The 21,871-nt window shown below is 42.1% G+C and carries 20 protein-coding genes, 3 pseudogenes and 1 other annotated feature; of the genes and pseudogenes, 20 read left to right on the top strand and 3 right to left on the bottom strand.

Annotated features, from left to right (window positions below):
- Nucleotides 1-8: 8 nt before the first annotated feature.
- The 3 genes from V1502_RS10190 (at nucleotide 9) to V1502_RS10180 (ending at nucleotide 2,065) form a co-directional block, all read left to right on the top strand.
- A complete protein-coding gene (locus V1502_RS10190; protein ID WP_409254236.1) occupies nucleotides 9-518 on the top strand; it encodes a GNAT family N-acetyltransferase in 510 nt (169 codons plus the stop codon).
- A 128-nt stretch (nucleotides 519-646) separates the two neighbouring features.
- Nucleotides 647-862 carry a hypothetical protein gene (locus V1502_RS10185; RefSeq protein WP_409254235.1) on the top strand — a complete coding sequence of 72 codons (216 nt, stop codon included), beginning with the start codon at nucleotides 647-649 and terminating at the stop codon, nucleotides 860-862.
- A 324-nt stretch (nucleotides 863-1,186) separates the two neighbouring features.
- Entirely contained in the window at nucleotides 1,187-2,065 is an 879-nt protein-coding gene (locus tag V1502_RS10180) for a cupin domain-containing protein (protein ID WP_409254234.1), read from the top strand.
- Between the two features lie 54 nt (nucleotides 2,066-2,119).
- Here V1502_RS10180 and V1502_RS10175 read toward each other — a convergent pair whose 3' ends face one another.
- Nucleotides 2,120-2,836, bottom strand: coding sequence for a 3-ketoacyl-ACP reductase (locus V1502_RS10175; protein WP_409254233.1), 717 nt, complete (start codon nucleotides 2,834-2,836; stop codon nucleotides 2,120-2,122).
- A 344-nt stretch (nucleotides 2,837-3,180) separates the two neighbouring features.
- Here V1502_RS10175 and V1502_RS10170 point away from each other — a divergent pair, with 344 nt between their 5' ends.
- From V1502_RS10170 to V1502_RS10100, 15 genes and pseudogenes are all read left to right on the top strand, one after another.
- Nucleotides 3,181-3,600 (top strand): RrF2 family transcriptional regulator, encoded by a 420-nt coding sequence (locus tag V1502_RS10170; protein ID WP_409254324.1) that lies wholly within the window; start codon nucleotides 3,181-3,183, stop codon nucleotides 3,598-3,600.
- A 166-nt stretch (nucleotides 3,601-3,766) separates the two neighbouring features.
- Nucleotides 3,767-4,144, top strand: coding sequence for an IDEAL domain-containing protein (locus V1502_RS10165; protein ID WP_409254232.1), 378 nt, complete (start codon nucleotides 3,767-3,769; stop codon nucleotides 4,142-4,144).
- Between the two features lie 46 nt (nucleotides 4,145-4,190).
- A pseudogene (locus V1502_RS10160) lies at nucleotides 4,191-4,569 on the top strand (NADH-dependent flavin oxidoreductase); the annotation flags it as partial.
- Nucleotides 4,562-4,762, top strand: coding sequence for a hypothetical protein (locus tag V1502_RS10155; RefSeq protein WP_409254231.1), 201 nt, complete (start codon nucleotides 4,562-4,564; stop codon nucleotides 4,760-4,762). The pseudogene V1502_RS10160 and the gene V1502_RS10155, both read left to right, overlap by 8 nt.
- Before the next feature lie 573 nt (nucleotides 4,763-5,335).
- The gene (locus tag V1502_RS10150; RefSeq protein WP_409254230.1) at nucleotides 5,336-5,581 is read left to right on the top strand and encodes a DUF1450 domain-containing protein; all 246 of its coding nucleotides are present in this window, start codon (nucleotides 5,336-5,338) and stop codon (nucleotides 5,579-5,581) included.
- A gap of 20 nt (nucleotides 5,582-5,601) precedes the next feature.
- A complete protein-coding gene (locus V1502_RS10145; RefSeq protein WP_409254229.1) occupies nucleotides 5,602-6,075 on the top strand; it encodes a hypothetical protein in 474 nt (157 codons plus the stop codon).
- 93 nt (nucleotides 6,076-6,168) lie between these two features.
- Nucleotides 6,169-6,699, top strand: a complete 531-nt coding sequence (locus tag V1502_RS10140; RefSeq protein ID WP_409254228.1) for an NADPH-dependent FMN reductase — start codon at nucleotides 6,169-6,171, stop codon at nucleotides 6,697-6,699.
- Nucleotides 6,700-7,184: 485 nt separating this feature from the next.
- Nucleotides 7,185-7,340: pseudogene (locus V1502_RS10135) on the top strand (NAD(P)H-dependent oxidoreductase); the annotation flags it as partial.
- Between the two features lie 137 nt (nucleotides 7,341-7,477).
- The gene (locus V1502_RS10130) at nucleotides 7,478-8,233 is read left to right on the top strand and encodes a phosphotransferase family protein (protein ID WP_409254227.1); all 756 of its coding nucleotides are present in this window, start codon (nucleotides 7,478-7,480) and stop codon (nucleotides 8,231-8,233) included.
- Nucleotides 8,234-8,505: 272 nt separating this feature from the next.
- On the top strand, nucleotides 8,506-9,009 hold the full coding sequence (locus V1502_RS10125; protein WP_409254226.1) for a GNAT family N-acetyltransferase: 504 nt from the start codon (nucleotides 8,506-8,508) through the stop codon (nucleotides 9,007-9,009).
- A gap of 945 nt (nucleotides 9,010-9,954) precedes the next feature.
- Nucleotides 9,955-12,132 (top strand): FUSC family protein, encoded by a 2,178-nt coding sequence (locus tag V1502_RS10120; protein ID WP_409254225.1) that lies wholly within the window; start codon nucleotides 9,955-9,957, stop codon nucleotides 12,130-12,132.
- A gap of 257 nt (nucleotides 12,133-12,389) precedes the next feature.
- Nucleotides 12,390-12,950 (top strand): nucleotidyltransferase family protein, encoded by a 561-nt coding sequence (locus V1502_RS10115; RefSeq protein WP_409254224.1) that lies wholly within the window; start codon nucleotides 12,390-12,392, stop codon nucleotides 12,948-12,950.
- Nucleotides 12,951-13,206: 256 nt separating this feature from the next.
- Nucleotides 13,207-13,818, top strand: a complete 612-nt coding sequence (locus tag V1502_RS10110) for a hypothetical protein (protein WP_409254223.1) — start codon at nucleotides 13,207-13,209, stop codon at nucleotides 13,816-13,818.
- Between the two features lie 229 nt (nucleotides 13,819-14,047).
- Nucleotides 14,048-14,310: a binding site (T-box leader), on the top strand.
- Between the two features lie 243 nt (nucleotides 14,311-14,553).
- Nucleotides 14,554-16,014 (top strand): lysine--tRNA ligase, encoded by a 1,461-nt coding sequence (gene lysS, locus V1502_RS10105; protein WP_409254222.1) that lies wholly within the window; start codon nucleotides 14,554-14,556, stop codon nucleotides 16,012-16,014.
- Nucleotides 16,015-16,190: 176 nt separating this feature from the next.
- Nucleotides 16,191-16,488 (top strand): annotated as a pseudogene (locus V1502_RS10100) (VOC family protein).
- Between the two features lie 61 nt (nucleotides 16,489-16,549).
- Here the strand turns inward: V1502_RS10100 and V1502_RS10095 are convergent.
- Nucleotides 16,550-17,734, bottom strand: coding sequence for a chromate transporter (locus tag V1502_RS10095; protein WP_409254221.1), 1,185 nt, complete (start codon nucleotides 17,732-17,734; stop codon nucleotides 16,550-16,552).
- A 16-nt stretch (nucleotides 17,735-17,750) separates the two neighbouring features.
- Nucleotides 17,751-18,059: a PadR family transcriptional regulator gene (locus tag V1502_RS10090; RefSeq protein WP_409254220.1), complete on the bottom strand. Its 309-nt coding sequence runs from the start codon at nucleotides 18,057-18,059 to the stop codon at nucleotides 17,751-17,753.
- A 261-nt stretch (nucleotides 18,060-18,320) separates the two neighbouring features.
- On the opposite strand from V1502_RS10090, the gene V1502_RS10085 reads away from it, so the two are divergent.
- Together V1502_RS10085 and V1502_RS10080 are read left to right on the top strand one after the other, a co-directional pair.
- Entirely contained in the window at nucleotides 18,321-18,593 is a 273-nt protein-coding gene (locus tag V1502_RS10085; protein ID WP_409254219.1) for a DUF2268 domain-containing putative Zn-dependent protease, read from the top strand.
- A 108-nt stretch (nucleotides 18,594-18,701) separates the two neighbouring features.
- Nucleotides 18,702-21,857 carry an SNF2 helicase associated domain-containing protein gene (locus tag V1502_RS10080; protein ID WP_409254218.1) on the top strand — a complete coding sequence of 1,052 codons (3,156 nt, stop codon included), beginning with the start codon at nucleotides 18,702-18,704 and terminating at the stop codon, nucleotides 21,855-21,857.
- Nucleotides 21,858-21,871 lie beyond the last annotated feature (14 nt).

The following is a 21,871-nucleotide window of genomic DNA, read 5'->3' as shown; positions in this document are numbered from 1 at the left end:
GATAAAATATGCTTGTCAGAAAAGCGACGCCTGAAGATTCTTTAGGGATAGCAAAAGTTCAGGTGGATACCTGGAAGTCAACCTATCAGGGGATTGTACCTGATAAATATTTGGACAGCATGACCCTTAAAAGCCGAGATGAAAAATGGAAGGCGATACTAAATAAAGGCACCGTTTATGTGGCCGAAGAAAAAGGCACCATTGTTGGCTTTTCGAGCGGGGGATCAGAACGAACCGGAAATTACCCTGAGTTTCAAGGGGAATTATATGCCATTTATATTTTAAAAGATTATCAGAGAAAGGGTTTGGGGAAATTACTCCTTCAACCGGTCGTCAATGACCTGATTCAAAAGAATATTTTGAGCATGATAGTCGTGGTTCTTGAGGACAATCCTTCCAGATACTTTTATGAATCACTTGGAGCCTCACTGCTGGACACTGTGCAAGCTGAAATCGGCGGTAAACAGCTGCTTGAACGTGTATACGGATGGAAGGATATCAGAAAGATTCCTTTGTAACATGATGGAAAGTTAGTTCAACCTTCTTTACATAACTCAAATTTTTGCCTGGCTTTGTTATCTATTCACCAGCCGCTTCATATAGTGATGGAAAGGAACACCATCCCCTATGAAGCAGGTGAGGTTGAATGTATATCGTGTATTTTTATGAAAACAGAAATCTGTTGCTGCATCAATTGAGGCAGAGCGTGCCAGCTGAAGGCGAGGAATTCAAAATCAAAGGCAGAAAAGCCAAAGTGGAAAGCACCCAAGCGATGGAAGGCAATAAGATTGTCGTTCAGGTGAGTTTAGAAAAGGTCATCAAAAAGGCTGCAGTGGATCTTTCAAAAAAGAAAAAAAGGTGATTACGTTTCAAAGTTCATTCTCCTAGGGGAATGAACTTTTTCTTTATCTTTTCTAACATCTTGTTGCTATTTACTATGAATTTCATGAGATATACCAATCATTCACAGAAATGATCGTCCTAAACATGAAAGAAAAGAGCAACCTTGCTCTGTTAGATAAGCCTTTGGACACGAAGGGAAAATCGACCCTTGGAATTTGCCGATAGCAACAATTTATACGAATACAGCCTTCTTTTATCATAAAAGACTCAGTATTTGAAATAGGTACTTTCCTTACCAACAGGCATAAGATATTCTGAAAACCTTGGAAGGGAATGAAAACCATTGTCCCATTTTTTACACGGATATATACCAAACGAATTTTTAACCAGAAACCATCAAGATACAGAACTTTTGATCAGTGAACAATTGTTCTCCGCCATACAAAGGAATGCTCAGGCGCTGGACCTCTATAACCGGTTGGCCGATGCTGCACCCAACCAGTCGCATCAACAGTGCCTGCAGGAAATGATGAAAAATAAAGAGTACTTTTTAAGACAATTCTCCAGTTTGTATGTAAGTTTCACCGGCGGCCAGCCTCAATATCAAACAGAACCTATCATGTTTGACAGCTATCAAGAAGGGCTGGAAAAAGCATTTCAGACAGAATTTGAAAACTCAGAAGATTATCGGACCCATTTTCATTCATCCTATCGTCATCCAATGATTCAAAATGCCATCATGCATGCTTTTAGAGCACAACAGGAACTTGCTTTGAAACTGAATCATTTACGAGCAGATGTTGGTAACAGGATGCAGGACTTCGGATCCAACCCTTTTGTTGTGGACATCGAAAAAGTGACGACTGAAAATGATACTTTCCGGACTGCTTTATGGACAGGTAAACATTTGCAGCTTACCTTAATGAGCATAGATGTCGGCGATGACATAGGCCTCGAAGTTCACCCTGAAACGGACCAATTCATCCGGATTGAAGAAGGACAAGGGCTTGTTCAAATGGGAGATACCAAGGATCAATTGACTTATGAGCAATATGCATACGCCGACTATGCGATCTTTATACCTGCAGGAAAATGGCATAATATCACGAATACAGGCAATACACCGATGAAAGTGTACGCAATATATGCACCACCTGAACATCCATTCGGGACCGTTCATAAAACGAAAGCTGATGCAATCGAGGCAGAAGGATACTACTAAAGGTACAACATTAAGAAGCCCCCTGGATAAGATACCCAGGGGGCAAATCATTTATTAAGGATTAGTCGACCACATACCAGCAGACTTAATGAACACTCTGCGGTTCAATTTCAACGTCGAAACAATCAGTTCCGCAAGGTCTTCCGGCTGCATGACATTTTCCGTATTCCCTGAAAGAAGGTTATTTTCCTGCGCCAGGTCTGTCACGACAGTACTAGGCGTCAAGGCTGTTACACGGATATTGTGCTTACGGACTTCCTGCATGAGAGATTCAGTAAGCCCAAGCACACCAAATTTGGAAGCACTATAGGCACTTGTTACAGGTGCTCCTTTTTGCCCCGCTGTAGATGATACGTTGATGATGTCGCCTGCTTTACGCTCAATCATTTCAGGAAGCACTGCTCTTGTCGCATTATAAACGCCCATCAGATTCACGCGGATGATTTTTTCCCATTCCTGAGGATCTAAATCAAGGAACCCGCCGAATTTAGCTGTTCCGGCATTATTGATAAGAATATCAATAGAGCCTAGATCTGATTTGATATGCTCAACGGCATGATTGACAGACTCCAGATCCGAAACATCGGCTGTCGCAGCTGATACTTGTACATCATACTGAGACAACTCCTCAGAAACCTTTTCCAAATTCTCCATAGTCAAGCCGACCAACCCGATGTTTACGCCTTCTTTAGCCAAAGCAATCGCTGTAGCACGGCCGATTCCGCGTCCACCGCCGGTAATTAGTGCGGATTTACCTTTTAATGAGCTCATACAACTCTTCCTTTCTAAAGTGAAAATTTTTATACTACATGATTTTGGCTTGATTTCATTGTTAAATCAAGAAATCTGCTCCGGAACTTTACGCTTTGTACAGAAACCACTTATGTAGTTTGTCGAACGTGATGGCAAAATATCCTTTAGGAAAGGAGAAATGGGATAATGATTGTCTACATGATGGGTTAATCAGCCCAACATCACTAAAAGGAACCTAGAGTTACAAAAAAATCTATCCGATGGATGCTACCAGTAAACAGCAAAGGACAAAGCCGCTCCCATTGACAGACTAAAATGTAAATCCTATCATTACAGTAAGATGTCTGGAGGAAGTGATGTTAGTGAATAGTGAATTTACGATTGCCGTTCACAGTCTTGTTTATTTAGCGTATTTACCAGATCATATGGCGAGCAGCCAGGCGATTGCGCAGAATGTGGCCACCAATCCTGTGAGAGTCCGCAAAATCATGAGCTGCCTTCGTGATGCCGGATTCATCAAAACCAAAGAAGGAACTGGGGGAGGGTATACTCTGACAGCTGAACCGGGGGAAATCACTCTTGGACAGGTCTACCGTGCTGTGTCATTTGGTGCCATCAAGCCGACCTGGTGCAAGGGTGAACGTGAAGATTCCTGTATGATTTCCACAAATATTCAGGAAGTAGTGAATGGGATTTTTTCCGAAGCTGATCAATATTTTGCAGAGTACCTCGATAAAACGACGATTGAAATGGTTTTGAATCAAATAAAGCAAACACAATAAAACGGGAAGTTTGACTTCACGAACTGTAAGTTATATTATTACAGTAAATCTTTCGTGGTAAACCCTATTTAAATACAATATCAGGCTTAGGTGTTCAGGTACATTTAAGCTTTTCTTTCAGTTTAACTGTAACTTAATTAATTACATTTATAAGAGGATGAATGACATGAAGAAGAAATTCTTTACTATTGGAGAATGGGTGAAAGCCAAAACGGTGGATGGTGAACTCATCATCGGGTATATCGAAGAGGTGAATGAGGAAAGTAAGACAGCAAAGATCCGAGCTGTCCAGACTGAACAGGAAGCCATCGCGGGCAAAACCATTGAGACTTTAATACGCTCAGTTTCTGTACTTCCTTCGACACCAGCTTCAACAAAAGAAGATCTGGTAGGATTGATCGATCTGGCCCTTCAAACTCGGGATGAGAAATGGTTCCAAGAGTTAACTGCGTATCTAAGCCAGTCTAAAGAGAAGTCCAGTAAGAACAAAGTATTGAAGCCGGTTAACGTTAACAACAGAACACATTTTCCTTATGTGAAATAATAGAAACCTATACTAGAAGAGAAATATCAATGGGAGTAATGTGGTAATCAAGGCGAACTACAAACCTTTAGTGGAAGCGTTTCGATTTTAATAATGGGGTAGAACTAAAAAACCGCATTGTGCTGGCACCGCTGACTAACTTTGCCTCTAATCAAGATGGAACGGTTAGTGATAAGGAGATCGACTATTATATCCGCAGGCCAAAAGGTGTCGGCATGGCCATCACGGCCTGTACCTATGTGACACAGAACGGGAAAGGTTTTCATGGAGAATTCGGCGCACACAATGACGAGATGATCCCAAGCTTGAAGAAATTGGCGGACGCCCTTAAAGAGCAAGGGACGAAAGCGGTCCTTCAGATTTTCCACGGAGGAAGAGCATGCCCGCCTGAACTGGTACCAAATGGAGATATCGTCAGTGCAAGTGATCATGGAACCTGACTGGGTACAGAAAGTGGAAGAAGGAAGAGAAAACGAAATCGCTGCAACTCTTTCTAAAAAAGATCAGGAGAAACTGGTCATTGCCGACTATCTTTGGTATGGGATTATCAATACACCAGGATGGTTCCCGGTTCAAGATAGATTCTTCATTATCAAGAAAGTCCCTGCCTGTCATTGATAGTATAATGGCAGGCAGCTTTTTATTAAGAGGTGATTGATACATGTATATTGAGGAGATGCAAAAGATTTAGTTCTTTCATGGTGTAAAAGTTAGTTTTTCTCATGACTGAATTCTCTATCAAGTAGACTTCGATATTGATAGATGTTAGCTTGGAAGGTAAGCTTGCACTTAACACCAGTTTATTTGTAGGTGAGTTTGCCACTTTCAAGAACTCACATACTAAATAGTTCATGATATGTAGGTAAGTTTGCCATTTAGGCGTTATCACCTACCGATCAAGGAATATTTTGTATGCAACTTTGAAAGAATAGTAAACTCACACACCAAACAGCTCATGATTCGTAGGTGAGTTTGTCATTTTTAACAATAGCGTCAAGCGGGACATTGACCAAAGGATTGTGAGTAAATAGCAGCCGTTGCCAGACATCATCTGACAGGTTTTTAAAAATTGACAGTTTTATAAAAGTGGCCGGCTTTCACTTTCTGTTATAATAATACTTTGAGCATAACGATAAGGAGCTTTACTCCTAACAATATAGTCTTTACATCAAGAGAAAAGGAGGGTGCAGCATGGGGATTGTAGTGGTTGAAATATGTGACGGCAGTTTGATTACCTCCATTAATCTGGAGGAAATTCTCGAATCCAAGTACCCGGAAGTTTCCGTTCTTGAAAATACATGTCTATCTTTTTGCGGGATGTGTGCCAAACGGCCGTATGCCATCGTGAATGGAAAGCGGGTCTTTGCCAAAACCGTTGAGGAATGCCTGCAAAAGATTGAAGAACATATTCAAAACGAACTTGCGATTTACGCATAGGATGGAATGGTGAGAGTTACATGAAGTTGGTTCATATTTTTTCTAACGCACTGCGCCTGCCGCAGAAGAAGGCACGGCTTTATTTGAATAAGACCAATTTGACAGAAACGCTGCTTTATTTATTCTCTCTTGTAATTATAATGAATCTGCCCGGGTTTGCTGGCTTCTTTCTTAACGGAGCCGGCGGGAGTGACGATCTATTTTTCTTACAATATGTGATCCTTGGTCCGTTTTTTTCTGCATTTACCGTTTTGGCAGGAATATCTGTGGCGAGCATGCTGCTCCTCGGGTTAGCAGGGGTGATGAAGCGCAAACTCAAGTATCAGTATTTATGGAAAATGGCGGCATTCTCGCTGCCTCTGCCAATTTTGTCTGCTTATCTTGCTGATTTAATTATAGGAAATGATGCACTGTCATTTGCTGTCTTTTTGTTTATTTTTTTCTCCATCCACTTCAAGATGATCAGGGATTTCCCCAAACGAAAGCATAATTAACGAAAATTCGTCCGTAATATGGTATGGTAGAATCGAATAAATTATTTGAATGTTTGCTTATTGCATAAGTGTATTTTTGGGAGGTAAGGATCTATGAAGCTTTTAGGAATTTCAGGCGCATTGGCGGGTTCGAAGACAGCCATTGCCGTAGAAGAAACACTGTCCATCGCCAAGCAGCAGGACGCCAATCTGGAAACGGAATTACTCGACCTGAAGGATTTTGACGTGGAAATGGTTAAAGGCTATCCTTTGGAAAAATATAATGAAGACACACAGAATGTCGTCAAAACAATTCTTTCCGCTGACATGCTGGTAATCGGGACACCAATTTATCAAGCTTCCATATCCGGAGTATTGAAAAACCTTTTCGACCACATACCTCAAGAAGCGTTTGATGGAAAAGTAGTCGGAATGGTGGCGACAGCAGGATCAGAAAAACATTACCTTGTACCGGAATACCACCTGAAGCCAATCATCGCATTTCTGAAAGGCACATTGCCTGCGAGGAATGTATTTGTCCATAATTCCTGCTTTGATGAAAGCAATAAAATTACTAATGAAGACGTTCTGAACAGAATGGAAAAGATGACCGAAGAGATGATCAGACTTCAAAGATCAATCTAAATTCATCCATAGACCGAAACTTACCGTCCTCCAAACATTTCAGCTATATATAGGAGAAAAGTCTTACCAATCCTTCTTTTAGTATATAATGATAGTCATACATATGTAGTTTGTGGGACGAAAACATGAATGATAAGCCGGTCTATTATGATGGAAGCGGAAAAAATCTGCCTTCATTGACGAAATCATCTAAAAAGGAAACCGTGGGTAAACCCCACCCTGCGGACAAAACGTGGAAGTTTCCTTATTTTCCTTATCAGAAGTCAAAAAGAAGTGGATTGCCTCGACGGCTGTCCACTTCTTTTTTATAGATTGGTAAACTGAGAAAAGCGGCAAAACTTTTTCATGCGGAATACTGCAACCATTGATAATCCAGCCAATGCGCTGCAGTTTTATACTCTTTATTTACGAGCGATTTCCTTAGCCTTTTTCAAACTTTCTTCAATGATTCGCTCAAATTGATCAGGGTATTGGTTTTGCCCTTTCCTGTCGGGCTGCTTACCGAAAAGAAAGCTGTTCTCCTGAATGCGAGAGGCGGCGTTTATTCTGAGGGGCCTGCCCAAAGCGTTGAAATGTCGGTGAACTATGTACAGACGATGCTTGGTTTCTGGGGTGTGGAACACATCCAGAAAGTGATCATTAACAGAGACTTTAGTGCGTTACCACACTAAGAGGGACAGTCCCTCTTAGTGTAGTAACGCACTAAAGCATTGAAAATTAAGAAGGGGTTTTACTCTTTATAGAGAAATAGTATTTTAGCAGATAAGGAGAGGGTTCAATGGATAATGCACTGAGAGGTCAATTAGAAGATATAACGAATGAATCATTTACAATAAAGGTGCTTGATGAACAAGGTTGCACTTCAGAGGTCAGGAAACTTCAAACCGTAACCAATGACTACATATTGAAAACCTGTTATAAACCAAAATATCGGCACTGGCTTAAGACAGAAGCCGAGGTGTTAAAAAAGAAGAAGCATCTGCCAATACCACGATACTTTGGTTTTTTTGAAGAGGAAAACAGCAGCCACCTCCTCATGTCTTTTGAGGAAGGGGTTACACTCCGACAAGCCATACAAATGGCGGAATCACTCGAAGAGGAAAAACAGTTAATAAAGAGTTTCGGTGTGTTCCTTTGTCAATTTCACGAAGATCATATTGACAATGCTTCCAACCACAAATGGCTTGATGGGCAACTCATAAAAGCAGCCCATTATTTGGCGAACGAAGAAGCGGATGGAAGCGAGGAACTCCTTCGCCGCCTTAATGAAAATAAACCCGCAGCCGTAAGACAAACCCTCATCCATGGAGACTGTACCACGGACAATGTGCTGGTGAGGGAAGGAGAAGTTTACCTGTTTATAGATGTGGCAGGTACGACCATGGGCGACCCCCGATATGATGAAGCACTGGCAATCGGCCGATTTAAGACTAACCGCGATTACCTGGAGGCTTTCTATGAAGGCTACACGCGTAACCGAATGACCGAGGAGGAATATCGATATTTCGACGAAGGGTTGTATGAGTTTTTCTAGAAGCCTCTTTTCTTTTTGAGTGCAAGAGCTATAACGGATTCTTAGAAAATATCCTAGTAAGCAAGAAAGAAAAGAGCTAATTACCCTGTTCAGTTAGGTAAGCCTTTGTATTCGAGGGAAAATCCCGCTCTTTGGATATTTTCAATAGCAACAATCTATACGAATACAGCTTTCTAAAAAGGGATTTTTAGTAATTTACTCGGCCTCCGAAATTGAAACTAGATTTCTTTTAAAAAACATGTAAAGAACGTATTTATCAAAAGGAGAGAGTCATGAACATCGATGAAATTAAAAATATACCACAGTCAAAAGTGGAAGAGTTTTTCACTAATCATTGGGGCAGCCCACAAATGGTCATTTCAAGCGGCATTTATGACTGCAGCAACCTTGACGGGTTTGTCGTTGTAAATGAGGAACAAGAAATCATAGGGCTCATCACCTATATAATTCGCAAAGATGAGTGTGAAATCATCTCCTTGGACAGTCTGGAGGAGGGCAAGGGAATCGGTTCAAAATTAATCACTCAAGTTGAACAAACGGCGTTGAAAAAGGGGTGCAGCACAGTTAAACTGGTCACCACCAACGATAATCTGTCCGCATTGAGTTTTTACCAGAAGAGAGGGTATCATCTATCAAACCTCTTCAGAAATGCAGTGGAAAAAGCAAGGAAACTCAAACCCGAGATTCCGCTGATCAGCGGGGACGGGATACCCATCCGGGATGAGATTGAACTTGAAAAGTTACTGGTGGGGAATGGAATTAGTATGGAGCGTTAAAGGAGGATGACTGGTGAAACACTTACCTAATCTTCTTATGGAAGAGTTTAAAGGACGATAAAGAGAAAACAACTAACCTTATCGTACTATAGAAGGGCTTTAAAGGACGATAACGAGGAATAGCCCATCTTATCGTCCTATAGAAGGGCTCTAAAGGTCGTTAATGAGGAAACCCTCAAATTTATCGTCCTATAGAAGAGCTCTAAAGGTCGATAACGAGGAAACAACCAACCTTATCGTCCTATAGAAGGGTTTTAAAGGACGATAAAGAGATAACGACCAACCTTATCATCCTATAGAAGAGCTTTAAAGGTCGATAACGAGAAACCCTCAAATTTATCGTACTATAGAAGGGTTTTAAAGGACGATAAAGAGATAACGACCAACCTTATCGTCCTATAGAAGAGCTTTAAAGGTCGATAACGAGAAACCCTCAAATTTATCGTCCTATAGAAGAGCTCTAAAGGTCGATAACGAGGATACCCTCAAATTTACCGTCCTATAGAAGAGCTCTAAAGGTCGATAACGAGGAAACAACCAACCTTATCGTCCTATAGAAGGGTTTTAAAGGACGATAACGAGAAAACAACCAACCTTATCGTCCTATAGAAAGGTTTTAAAGGACGATAACGAGAAAACAACCAACCTTATCGTCCTATAGAAAGGTCTAAAAGGACGATAACGAGAAAAAACCAAATTTATCGTCTTATAAAAGGGCTCTAATGGACGATAACGAGAAAACAACTAACATGGTCGCCCTGTATAAACCCTACCAAAACTAACCCCCAAGAAGTAAACCCACACAAACCCAAAACAAGATACTATCCTTCAACCTGCCAGTTATGATAGAATCTAAAAACTCATCTCATTAAAGATTACCTTACAACTATCAGGGGTACGATAAATGAGTAAAATAAATGGCTTTTAGTAAAGGTATGATACGTCATGAAACAAATACATAACCGCCCGATTTGGTTCGGCCGTTTTCTCGCTTCGGATCCAGGGAGAAAACGACTTCAATCAGCCGGCAAAACAACCATCAGTATTGTCACTTCCGTCTTTACCATGTTGTGGCTTTTGAATATGGCCGATTATGGAACAATCACACCGGCAATCGTATCGGGGATGGTTGGCTTGTTAGGCATCATGCTGGTGATGGATGAGACATTGTCACAAAAGAAGGTTACTACCTTTTTGATTGGTGGCAGTGCTGCTCTAGGAATTACGCTGGGTTCGCTTTTAGCTCCCTATACCTTGCTCCTGAATGCCGCAATGGTGCTGACCATTTTCTGTGCGTTTTATTTCTCACGTTACCAGGTCCGATACTTTTCCATGGGCATGACCGGCTTCATGTCTGCATATTTTTCGTCCATCCTGCAGTTGGATGCCGCCCACTTGCCTTGGTTCTACATAGGAATTACCTGTGGAACTGTTTTCGCTTTCCTTTTTAATTTCGTCATGTTCAAAGGCTCTGCCAGTGGTTTAAGACAAGCAATGCGATCTTTTCACATACAATCGAACTTGACTCTGACATTATTGATTCAGTGGTTGCAAGATGGAGAGAACAATCATAAGCAGAAGAGACTATTGGAGAAAAATGTGCAAAGGCTGAATGAATACTCCAGGCTTGTTGCCGGCGATATCAAAGAGGATGACTTACAAAAATTATGGCCGGGAATATCCTCATCACAATTGAGGCTTTATATATTTGATGCAGAGATGCTGATTCAGACGCTTACGGCTTCTGCTGAAAAATTAAGAGGGCTCGGCGCTTTTGAACATGAACAAGTCAAAAGCCTTGTCATATGGGTCATCCGGTCCTTGAGAGATGTAGAGGTTCTGTCTCAAAACTATTCTTCTCATGCACTTCATGATGCCGAAAAGGCTGTACAAGGTCTCCGGTTACTGATTACAGAAATACTTCATGAGGATAGCGAGCCGGAGAAGTGGATTTATCCTCTGCGAAGAATCGAATCGATTGCAAACCATGTCGTTAACGCTGCCGTCACGATTCAGGAGTCCCTGAATTCTCCTAAGTCCACTCCTCAAGAAAGTCAAAAGGAACAAGGGGAAGAGCCAAAAGGAGAAGATGAGACAAAAGAAGAAATCAACACAATCAGACCTACCACCCGAAAAGCGATACAAGGACTCGTTGCCGGTGTGCTCGCCATCATCACCGGACATATCATATCACCGGTCCAGCCATACTGGGTTCTCCTGACCACATTCATCATCCAAATAGGAACCGAATCTGTCGGCAGGACCTATATAAAAGGGTTTCAGCGCTCAATTGGAACAGTCATCGGGGCAGTCTTTGGTTTTGCGGCAGCCAAACTTGTAAGCGGACATGCAATGATTGAAGTATTCCTGATGTTTGTCGTGATTTTTCTCATGTTTTATGTATTTACGGTATCGTACACGTGGATGAGCTTTTTCATCACCATGCTGATTGCGTTCATGTATGACCTGCTTCTTGGCGGGATCAGTGTTGAATTGATTGCAGCAAGAGTCATCGATACCATTGCAGGTGCACTCATCGCTTTGCTTGTTTCTGCATTTGTGTTACCGAAAAAAACGAAAGGAAAAGTCACAGAGGCCTTCGATGACTTTCTCAGCGAATTAAGAAGCTATACATCTGCCTATTTAAGTACGTTTAAAAGCGAGCAAAAAATAGAACTCACAGACCAGGCTTTTGAATTAGACCAAAAAATGCAAGCGATCAGAGATGAGGCACAGTCACTTCTGCAGCGGCCGGATTCTCTTAAAAAATCAGGAGTCGGCCGCTGGATGACGGTTGTGACGGCGATCAATTATTATGCCAAACATCTACTGGCTTCTTCACATCGAAACGTAAATGCCGAAATCCCTTCTGAACTACAAGATGTTTTTCAAACTATAGACCGCAAACTCACAGCGAACATAGAACAATTGCAAGAACTCCTAAAAGAAAAAGAAATCCATTCAGGTTTTTGGTCACTGGATGAAGAGAGAAAGATGGTGGAAACATTCTCTCCCACCCGACAAAAAGGGCAGGACCTTGTCCACCATTTATACTATATTTGGCGAATCAACCAGTCGATCATTACACTGGGAAAGGATTTAGGAGCGAAAGAGCGGAAGTGATATCCGCTCTTTTTTTATGGCTTTTTACTAGAACTTTGTTGCTAGTTAATATACAGTTCAAGAGATATAGTCAAAATTTACAAACATCAACCTGTCAAATAAGAAAGAAAAGAGCTAACTACCCTGTTCAGTTAGGCCCTTTAGATTATTCCGATAGCAACTATTTATAAGAATACAGCCTTTTTAGCAAGAAAAAAAAGACCATTTTATATAGGATATGATATAATGAGAATATACGTTCGGTCAGAAGTGAAATGATGAAAAATGAAAAAGATGTTTTACAGTTAATAAAACAAGATGAATGGATGATGGATATCCTTAAGGCTGCGAAGACACTGGATTTACCGGACTGGTGGATCTGCGCCGGGTTTGTGCGCTCTAAGATATGGGATACTCTTCATGGATTCAGCAATAGAACCAGCATCCCTGATGTTGACGTCGTGTATTTCGATCGCAGTATTCGTGATGAAGCTGTGGAGAAGAAACTGGAAAACATGTTGAAAGAATTACTCCCCGGCGTTCCATGGTCTGTTAAAAATGAAGCAAGAATGCATCTCATCAATAATATTCCGCCATATACCTCAACTGTAGACGCCATTTCCAAGTTCCCGGAAACCGCTACCGCATTGGGAGTGAAACTTGCCGAAGATGACGAGCTTGTCCTCACTGCCCCTCATGGTTTGAGAGATGTACTCAACATGGAACTGAGACCTACACCTTATATGAAAACCAGTAATCAGCTCACCATGCCCTATGAGGAACGAATCTTACATAAGAACTGGACGGCTATTTGGCCGAAAGTGAAAGTGTATTACTGATAGTAGGCAAAGAAGGAAGGTCACATATTGAAAAATAGATTGCGGTATTAATAGAAAAGCACCTGGAAGAGTAGCTGAATCTATAGTTACAAGTGAACAACAGTTTAGCCTGGGACTACATATTGGATTTTCATATTGCGAAGGACGATTGGAAGACATGTTCCACTTCGCGATTTCTTGGAGAATATACATAAATAGTAAAATTATGGAGTTTTCATGTTAAGATAAAGAAAAGAAGAAAAGGTGGGTATCTATCATGAAATTCAAGATCCTTCTCCTTAGTGCGGCGGCTGTCTCACTAATCACTGGATGCCAGGCTGTAGCTGATAACCATATTAAAATAGACTTGAAAACACTGCAAAAACAGCAGGAACTGTTAGAAACCTACACATACGAGGATTACCAACATCTATATGAACAGGTTTTTGCCGAGGCTGACGAAATAAAGGTTGCCCATGAGAAAATAAGAAAGTGGGTCATTCGTGAATTAACAAACGAAGCTTTGTTTTACGAAACGGATTTAACACAAGAACAAGTTCTCCATTTGGCACAACAGAGCATGAAAGAAGATGAAACCTGGAAGAAAATCGCAATGGAAGAATATGGAGTGACCGTAACAGAGGAAGAGGTGGATACGTTCATCCAGGAAGGCCCCGACACAAGCACTTTGCCACAACATCATGCCTTTGCCGAAGCAATGGGGATGTCACTTGAAGATCTGAACCATACTTATGACAGGGACTTATACGAAAAACATGCCATGTGGGATAAATTGAAGGAAGTCCTGGAGAAGGAGTATGGTACCAGTGATAACAATGAATTAGTTCAAAGATATAATGAGGAAGTAGAAAACAGACTGGATTCTTAACTTTTTCTCTGAATGGGACGGGAGTCTGATGTGCAGTCACAGAAATCCTTTACAGAAGGATGGTCTGGTATCAAGGGCGCTGCTGGGGTGGAGCTTGCTTTCATCACCGGCCTGCTCTTGCTTATTTCTTATTCCATTCTTTTACGCTTACAGCAATATAAAAATAAAGTAACCTGTTGACATAGCCAATCTTTTCCACTAGAATGTTCATAATTATTCAATAACGGCAATAAAAGCAATGAAGAGAAGAGTAATTAGGAATTATCTTTTACAGAGAGTCCCGGCTGGTGGAAAGGGGCATTGATGATCTTAATGAAAAAAGACTCCGAGCTTCGTATGGATCTAAGCTGGTTCTTAGTGATGGTACGACGGGATCTCCCGTTACAGAGATAGAGTATACCCAATCATCATTGGCGTACTCGAAAAGGCTGGTGTGGCGACATATCAGCAAACTGAGGTGGTACCGCGAAGTGAACAACTCTCGCCCTCAAGATAATATATCTTGGGGGTGGGAGTTTTTTTATTTGTGTAGTTTTTAAATAATTCGTATCGCAAAAATCCAAAGGGCCTGATTTTTCCTTCGTGTATAAAGGCTTATCTAACTGAACAAGGTGATTAGCTCTTTTCTTTCTTGTGTACCAGGATAAATTCTGTGAATTATCGCTATAACCCATAAAATTTATTTTAAATAGGAACAAAGTTTAGAAAAGAGCCTTAATAAAAGGAGTGGACCATATGAGGAATGAACAAAGAGAACGGCGAATGGACAAATTGACTATGTTGAAATTACAAGGTACCCCTGTTTATCCAGAACGGTTTTTTAAAAATTATGAACTTCAAGATGCGGCATTATTGGAGGATGGAACAGAAGACATCCGTACTGCCGGGAGAATCACCGGAATCAGAAGCTTCAGCAATCTGTGTTTCATCACCATTTCAGATGTTCAGGGTACGTTACAGCTTCTGTTAAAAAGTCAAGAAATTGGAGAAGAACTTTTCACTAGGTTTCATGAATTCTTTGATATCGGCGATTTTATTGGTGTAGAAGGAAAAATGTATACGACCAAAACAGGGGAAAAAACCTTGAGAATCGAGAACTATGAATTCCTCGGAAAAGCATTGAGGCCATTACCTGAAAAGTGGCACGGTATCAGTAATATTGAACTACGATACAGACAAAGGTATTTGGATATGCTTATGACAGAAAAAACACAAAATCGGCTGCTGGCCAGGTCTGCCATGATCCGTTCGATTCGGAGGTTTTTCGAAGAAAGAGATTTCATCGAAGTCGAAACACCTATTCTGCAGCATACCTCCTCAGGCGCTTTGGCAAAGCCATTTCAAACGTATCATAATACGTTGGATACTGACTTGAACCTTCGCATTGCACCTGAAACCTATTTAAAAAGGTTGATTGTCGGCGGTTTCACCAAGATATTTGAAGTAGCGAAGTGCTTCAGAAACGAAGGGACCAGCCCTCAGCATCTGCAGGAATTCACCATGGTGGAGGGATATGCGGCTTACTGGAATTTTAAAGATACCATGAAGCTGATGCGGGAGATGATCCTAGACATTCTGGGAAGAACGTTCGATACGACAACCATCACACTCAATGGGCGGTCCATTGAATTTTCAGAAGAGTGGGAAGTCGTCACTTTCAGGGATATAATTTTAGAGAATACCGGCATTGACATCGACCTCTATCAGGATGGTAAGGATTTACTGCAAGAAACCCAACGAAGAGGCATTGACCTGGACGCCAACGAATCTGAGAACATGGGGAGAGGCAATTTCATTGACCTTCTTTACAAGAAGACTTGCAGGCCGCAGATTGTGAAACCGACATTCCTGATTCAGCATCCAATTGATTTGTCGCCATTGGCAAGGGCCAATGATGAAGACCCAAGGGTCACGGACCGGTTTCAGTTGGTCGTGAATGGGGCAGAAATCATCAATGCCTATTCAGAACTGGTAGATCCGGTAGAGCAAAGAAGAAGGCTTGAGGAGCAGGCCCTGTTAAAAAGCGGCGGAGATACAGAAGCGATGGAAATGGATGAAGACTACTTGAAAGCCATGGAATACGGTATGCCTCCCATCTCAGGCTGGGGTTTCGGCATCGACCGCCTGTTGATGGTACTGACTGATTGCGAGAACATAAAGGATTGTGTTTTCTTTCCGCTGACGAAGCCAAGATAGAAAATACACAGTACCTTGCCATGACCTAAGACGATGGAAATACTCTTTTCATTGAAGAATACTAAGATATCAAAGAAAAGGGAGTGGCTTGCATGTTCAACAATGAGGGGCAGATTATGCTGTATGTCAATAATCAGAATGAGGCGGTTAAGTTTTAAACGGAAGAACTAGGGTTCATTGTGCATTTTGAAGAAGATCATGGACAAGGGATGAGATGGATTGAAATGGCTCCAACCAAGGATGCAGAAACAACCATCATTCTTCATAACATAGAGTTCGTTGCCAAGATCTCCCCTGAGGTAAATCTTGGCACGCCTTCTTTAATGTTTATCACTGAACCTCGAGGAATTATACAGCGACTTTCGGGAGAAAAACGTTACAGTCGGTGAGATGATCACCATGCCATTTGGTAATGTATTTAATTTTGACAATAATGAAGAAAATTTTTTCGCCGTTATGGAGAAACAAAGATAACTATGACAAAAAAGAAGACTCGGTATTTACGAGTCTTCTTTAAACATATAGAGCTTATTTCTTATATCAATCCAATCAGCCAGCCGCCGACAGCTCCCGTCAGCACAACAACCCACGGAGGCAGCTTCCAAAACACCAGCATACTGAACAAAACGGCTGCAAAAGCAAAATCGACTGGATCCAGGATGGAACTTGTCCAGATTGGATGATAAAATGCGGAAATCAGGATCCCGATAACTGCCGCATTGACGCCCATCAAGACACCCTTGATCTTAGGGTTCCTCCGGAGAGAGTCCCAAAACGGAAGTGTTCCATAAATCAAGAGGAAAGCCGGGAGAAAGATAGCGGCAGTCGCTAAAAGCCCGCCTTGCCAACCATTCATTACAGCTCCCAGGTAGGCAGCAAAAGTAAATAAAGGGCCAGGAACTGCCTGGGCAGCGCCATAACCAGCCAGAAATGCTTCTTCACTCAGCCAGCCGGTCGGAACGAATTCACGTTCCAGTAAAGGCAGGACGACATGGCCGCCGCCAAATACAAGAGAACCTGAACGGTAAAAGCTGTCCACCATCGCAACCCAGTTGAGTGCTGTAACTTCTCTTAAAATAGGAAGCAAGATGAGAAGACCAAAGAATAACGCTAAACAAACAGTTGCAAATGCTTTTGAAATGGGTACTTTCAATTGTACATTCTCTGTATCTGCATGATTTCTGTATAAAAAGTACCCAATCAATCCTGCTGCGAGAATCACACTGATTTGAGTAAAAGCTGTCTGCCATAGAAGCGTCCCGATAAGCGCAAGCAGGGCCAGCGTCTTCCTTGATAAATCAGGGGTCAGCTTTGTCGCCATGCCTAATATTGCATGTGCAACAACGGCAACAGCTACAATTTTCAAACCGTGAATCCATCCGGCATCCGCTACATCAAATTCTTTCAGAAGCATAGCGAATAGAATTAAAGCAACAACAGAAGGAAGGGTAAATCCGATAAACGAAATGATCCCGCCAATTGCGCCAGCCCGCATGACTCCTATGCCAATCCCGACCTGGCTGCTGGCCGGTCCCGGAAGGAACTGACACAATGCCACCAAATCGGCATAACTTTTCTCATCCATCCATTTCTTTCTCACAATATATTCATTATGAAAGTAACCCAGATGGGCCACAGGACCGCCGAATGAAGTCAGGCCCAATCTTGTAGAAATTATCAAAAGCTCTAAAAGAGACTTGATACTTGTGTTCCTTTTCAAAAAATCACCTTCTATACTAATCTTTTATTTCCCTGAACAACTCATAGGCCTTACCGCGCGCTTCCTCCAGTACTTCGATTCCTTTTTCTGTCGTTGAATAATACTTCCGGATTTTACCCTGAACCAGCTTATCTTCTCTGACCAGAAGTCCATCCGATTCCATTGAGTGCAGAATGGGATAGAGCGTCCCCGAACTGATATTGTAACCATGTTCCTTCAACTCCTCGGCCATCCATGTCCCATATACAGGATGTTCTTTTGCATGATGCAGGATATGAATATGTATAAACCCGAGAAACAGTTTCCTCAACACCTTATCCTCCAACGAAAAGACCTCCTGGTACATGATTTCGAATTTCAATATCGAAAACCGATATCGAGATAATATAATAGTTTAAGTGCATTTGCAACTTTTAATTACTTGGGTTTCGAGCGGGGCTTAGGAGTTTTATTCTACATTAATGTGGTCAATCAAAATCCGAATTTTTATAAAAACAAAATAATAGACCATATTTTTAAGTATGGAGCAAGAAAAGGGACAATTTCCAATGTTAATAGTGTGCAGCAAGAAAAGGGACAATTTCCAATGTTAATAGTGTGCAAGCCGAAAAAGCGGATAAATGTTTCAATTCTCCGAGCAATCAAAAGAAAGATGACCATAGACAAGTACGATTTTGATATATCAATAGAAATCCTTTTCGGCGGGAATGGGCTGCCCCAACGTTATGACTACATGGAAGGGTATAAAATGGTGAAATCCTATCCGGACCTTCATCCGAACACGCAACCCATGGAGTGGACCGGTTTAACCGGCAAGGAAATTTTTGAAGGAGGAAACTACGCAGAACACTACCAATAGAGATGCAGAGGAGCTTGTGGGGATTCAAGCTTCTTTTTTTCATGACAAGCTACAAAAATATGATAAAATGCTGATAGCGCAAATCCTCTAAAGGAAGGAGAAACCAGAATGGACATCAAACTGAATTCAACGGTCATCACTGAGAAGTGCGGCAGTGTCTCCTTCAAAAGAGGTGAAATTTATTATAGAAATAATGCTGTTGAAATAGAAAAGGACACCCATGATTATTGTAAAGCGGTGGTGAATGGCAGCGAACGATTTGAGGTCACTGTCAAGAAGGGAATCCATGGGAACTTCACAACGAATTGTACGTGCCCGAAACTGGCTTCGTTTAAACTGGACTGCCAGCATGTTGCAGCCGTGCTTCTCGCTCTGAAGGACAGGCAACACGGAGGACAGGAGCTGACAGAAGGATTTTTGACACTGTTTGAGAACAAAGCCAAGAAATCAAGCGGGCATCAGCGTCATTTTGAGACAAGAACCGTTTTGGATGTGGAATTCAAGATGAAACCCGTTCGTACACAGGAGGGAGTCTGCCTTTTTGGCATGAACATGATAGCTGATCGGAGAATGGTAGCTGATATTTGTTCCTTTTTGCAAAAAGTCAGGGAAGGGCTCCCCTGTCTAGTGGATGAGCACCTGACTTACGATCCGGCACAACATTGTTTTGAACCCCTTACAGATGAAGTCATCACTAAACTGATTCAAGTGGCAGAGGACGAAAAGGTATATCTGAAGGAACCACACCCCAATGATCAACTAATAATTATTCCACCAACATCATGGGAAAAGCTGCTTCCATTACTGTTAAAATCAGAAAAGCTGCTTCTCGATGATGCCGGCCAAATGTTCAAAGGATTGCAGGTAGTCGAAGAGCCGCTTCCGCTACACTTTACATTCGATGATGACAGAGGAAGTCAATACCGCTTGAGAATCAAGGGACTTCAATGGATGACGGTTTTTCTTCCCTATAACATTGTATTGAGTGAGGGGAAACTGTACAGACTGCAAGCCAAAGACTGTCAGAGGCTTTCTGAGCTCAAGACCATGCTTGAACGTAATGGGATGAATCAGATCCCGATTCCTGCTAATAATATTCGATACTTCCTTGAAAAGGTGGCCATTGATTTAAAAAGGTTGGGCAGGGTTGTTGTTTCCGGCTCATTGAGAGAAGAATTTATGAAGACACCTCTCTCGGCGAAACTTTACCTGGACAGAGTCCGGAACCGGCTCCTTGCAGGTCTTGAATTTCATTATGATCAGGTCGTCATTAATCCATTGGAAGAAAATGAGGTTTCAACGGGGAATATCCTTGTCAGGGACCTGGAAAAAGAAAAAGAAATCCTTGCAATAATGGATGAGAGTTCTTTTGCCAGGACCGAGGGCGGTTATATCCTTCAAAACGAGGAACTGGAATACGAATTTCTTTATTACATGGTTCCTAAGCTGAAGAAATTGGCGAGCATCTATGCGACGACCGCGGTAAGGAACCGAATTTATAAAGGAAATGCACGTCCCCAAATTCGCGTAAAGGTAAAAAGGGACAGGATGAACTGGCTTGAATTCAAGTTTAGTATGGATGGCATTCCGGAAAGAGAGGTGCATGACCTCTTATTTGCCTTGGAAGAAAAGCGGAAGTTTTACCGCCTGCAGAACGGTTCTCTCCTGTCTCTTGAAACAAAAGAAATTCAAGAAATCCAGCGTTTCCTGAGGAGTTCGCAGGCCGACCATATTGATTTTGCGAAAGGACTCGCTCTTCCGATGAACCAGTGTCTGGAGCTCCTGGATCATGTGGAGGGAAGTGACGGCTTTCATATGGAGGACTCTTTTCGGAACCTTATTGAAAGTTTAAGGAAACCAGGAAGCCTGACTTTTCCGGTTCCTGAAAAACTGTCTCCGATTTTACGGGACTATCAGAAACAGGGCTTCCATTGGATGAAGACATTGGCTCACTATGGATTTGGGGGTGTTCTGGCAGACGATATGGGGCTCGGGAAAACGTTGCAGAGCATCACCTTCATAGAGTCGATTCTACATGATATCCAACTGCATAAGCAGCCGGTTCTTGTCGTCTGTCCATCCTCCTTGACTTATAACTGGCTTGGGGAGTTCAGGAAATTCACTCCTCATATCCGTGCTGCCGTCATGGATGGGGATAAAAAGAAGAGACAGGAGTTCCAGAAAGAGGCAGAAGAACTCGATGTGGTGCTTATTTCATACCCATTGCTGCGGAGGGAAATACAATGGTTCGAGAAGCAGCACTTTTCTGCCGTGTTTTTCGATGAAGCACAGAACTTCAAGAATCCCGTCACTCAGACGGCAAGGGCCGTGAAGAAGATCGGGGCGGAACACCGGTTTGCCTTGACCGGGACACCGATTGAAAATTCCATTGAAGAACTGTGGTCCATTTATCACGTCGTATTTCCTCAATTGTTCTTGGGACTGAAAGATTACAGCAAGCTGACCCGAAAAACGATCGCGCGCAGGATTCAGCCGTTCATGCTGCGAAGGGTAAAAAGAGACGTCCTTTCGGAACTGCCAGCTAAGTTGGAAACAAGGGAGTCTGTCGAACTTTTACCTGAACAAAAGAAACTGTATGCTGCCTATCTTGCAAAACTGAAACACGATACCCTGAAACATCTGGACAAAGACACCCTGAGGAAGAACAAAATCAAGATTCTTGCAGGGATCACCCGATTGCGGCAAATTTGCTGTCATCCAGCGCTGTTTGTCGATGGATATAAAGGAGATTCTGCTAAACTTAAACAGCTCATGGAAATCATCGATGAATCGAAATTTTCCGGCAGAAGAATCCTGATTTTTTCACAATTTACAAGGATGCTGGAGCTGATAGGGAGAAAATTGACAGGTGAGGGACTGCCTTACTTTTATCTTGACGGATCCACTTCATCAGAAGAACGGATCAATTTGTGCAACCGATATAATGGGGGAGAGAAGGACATCTTCTTAATTTCACTGAAAGCCGGAGGGACCGGTCTAAACTTGCACAGTGCCGATACAGTCATCCTTTATGATACATGGTGGAACCCTGCCGTCGAGGAACAGGCTGCCGACCGGGCGCACAGGATGGGACAGAAAAACGAGGTTACTGTCATAAGACTCGTGGCAAGCGGGACCATCGAAGAAAAGATGAACGAACTTCAGGAGAAAAAGAGGCACCTGGTGGAAGAACTGATTGATATCCAGGAAAAAAGGGATTCCGTGTTAACAGAAGAAGATATTAAGGAGATATTGAATCTCTAATTTGAACAAGCCTG

It is taken from the genome of Rossellomorea sedimentorum, assembly GCF_046237645.1.
GTDB classification, from domain to species: Bacteria; Bacillota; Bacilli; order Bacillales; family Bacillaceae_B; genus Rossellomorea; species Rossellomorea sedimentorum.
This window is presented reverse-complemented; position numbering and strand designations above follow the sequence as displayed.

Excerpts from the sequence above, each read along its gene's own strand:
- V1502_RS10150 (WP_409254230.1), top strand. The coding sequence starts at position 5,336 with ATGGGGATTGTAGTGGTTGAAATATGTGACGGCAGTTTGATTACCTCC.
- V1502_RS10185 (WP_409254235.1), top strand. The coding sequence starts at position 647 with ATGTATATCGTGTATTTTTATGAAAACAGAAATCTGTTGCTGCATCAA.
- V1502_RS10125 (WP_409254226.1), top strand. The coding sequence starts at position 8,506 with ATGAACATCGATGAAATTAAAAATATACCACAGTCAAAAGTGGAAGAG.
- V1502_RS10120 (WP_409254225.1), top strand. The coding sequence starts at position 9,955 with ATGAAACAAATACATAACCGCCCGATTTGGTTCGGCCGTTTTCTCGCT.
- V1502_RS10080 (WP_409254218.1), top strand. The coding sequence starts at position 18,702 with ATGGACATCAAACTGAATTCAACGGTCATCACTGAGAAGTGCGGCAGT.
- V1502_RS10140 (WP_409254228.1), top strand. The coding sequence starts at position 6,169 with ATGAAGCTTTTAGGAATTTCAGGCGCATTGGCGGGTTCGAAGACAGCC.
- V1502_RS10130 (WP_409254227.1), top strand. The coding sequence starts at position 7,478 with ATGGATAATGCACTGAGAGGTCAATTAGAAGATATAACGAATGAATCA.
- V1502_RS10085 (WP_409254219.1), top strand. The coding sequence starts at position 18,321 with ATGTTAATAGTGTGCAAGCCGAAAAAGCGGATAAATGTTTCAATTCTC.
- V1502_RS10175 (WP_409254233.1), bottom strand. The coding sequence starts at position 2,836 with ATGAGCTCATTAAAAGGTAAATCCGCACTAATTACCGGCGGTGGACGC.
- V1502_RS10145 (WP_409254229.1), top strand. The coding sequence starts at position 5,602 with ATGAAGTTGGTTCATATTTTTTCTAACGCACTGCGCCTGCCGCAGAAG.
- lysS (WP_409254222.1), top strand. The coding sequence starts at position 14,554 with ATGAGGAATGAACAAAGAGAACGGCGAATGGACAAATTGACTATGTTG.
- V1502_RS10110 (WP_409254223.1), top strand. The coding sequence starts at position 13,207 with ATGAAATTCAAGATCCTTCTCCTTAGTGCGGCGGCTGTCTCACTAATC.
- V1502_RS10165 (WP_409254232.1), top strand. The coding sequence starts at position 3,767 with ATGAAGAAGAAATTCTTTACTATTGGAGAATGGGTGAAAGCCAAAACG.
- V1502_RS10115 (WP_409254224.1), top strand. The coding sequence starts at position 12,390 with ATGAAAAATGAAAAAGATGTTTTACAGTTAATAAAACAAGATGAATGG.
- V1502_RS10190 (WP_409254236.1), top strand. The coding sequence starts at position 9 with ATGCTTGTCAGAAAAGCGACGCCTGAAGATTCTTTAGGGATAGCAAAA.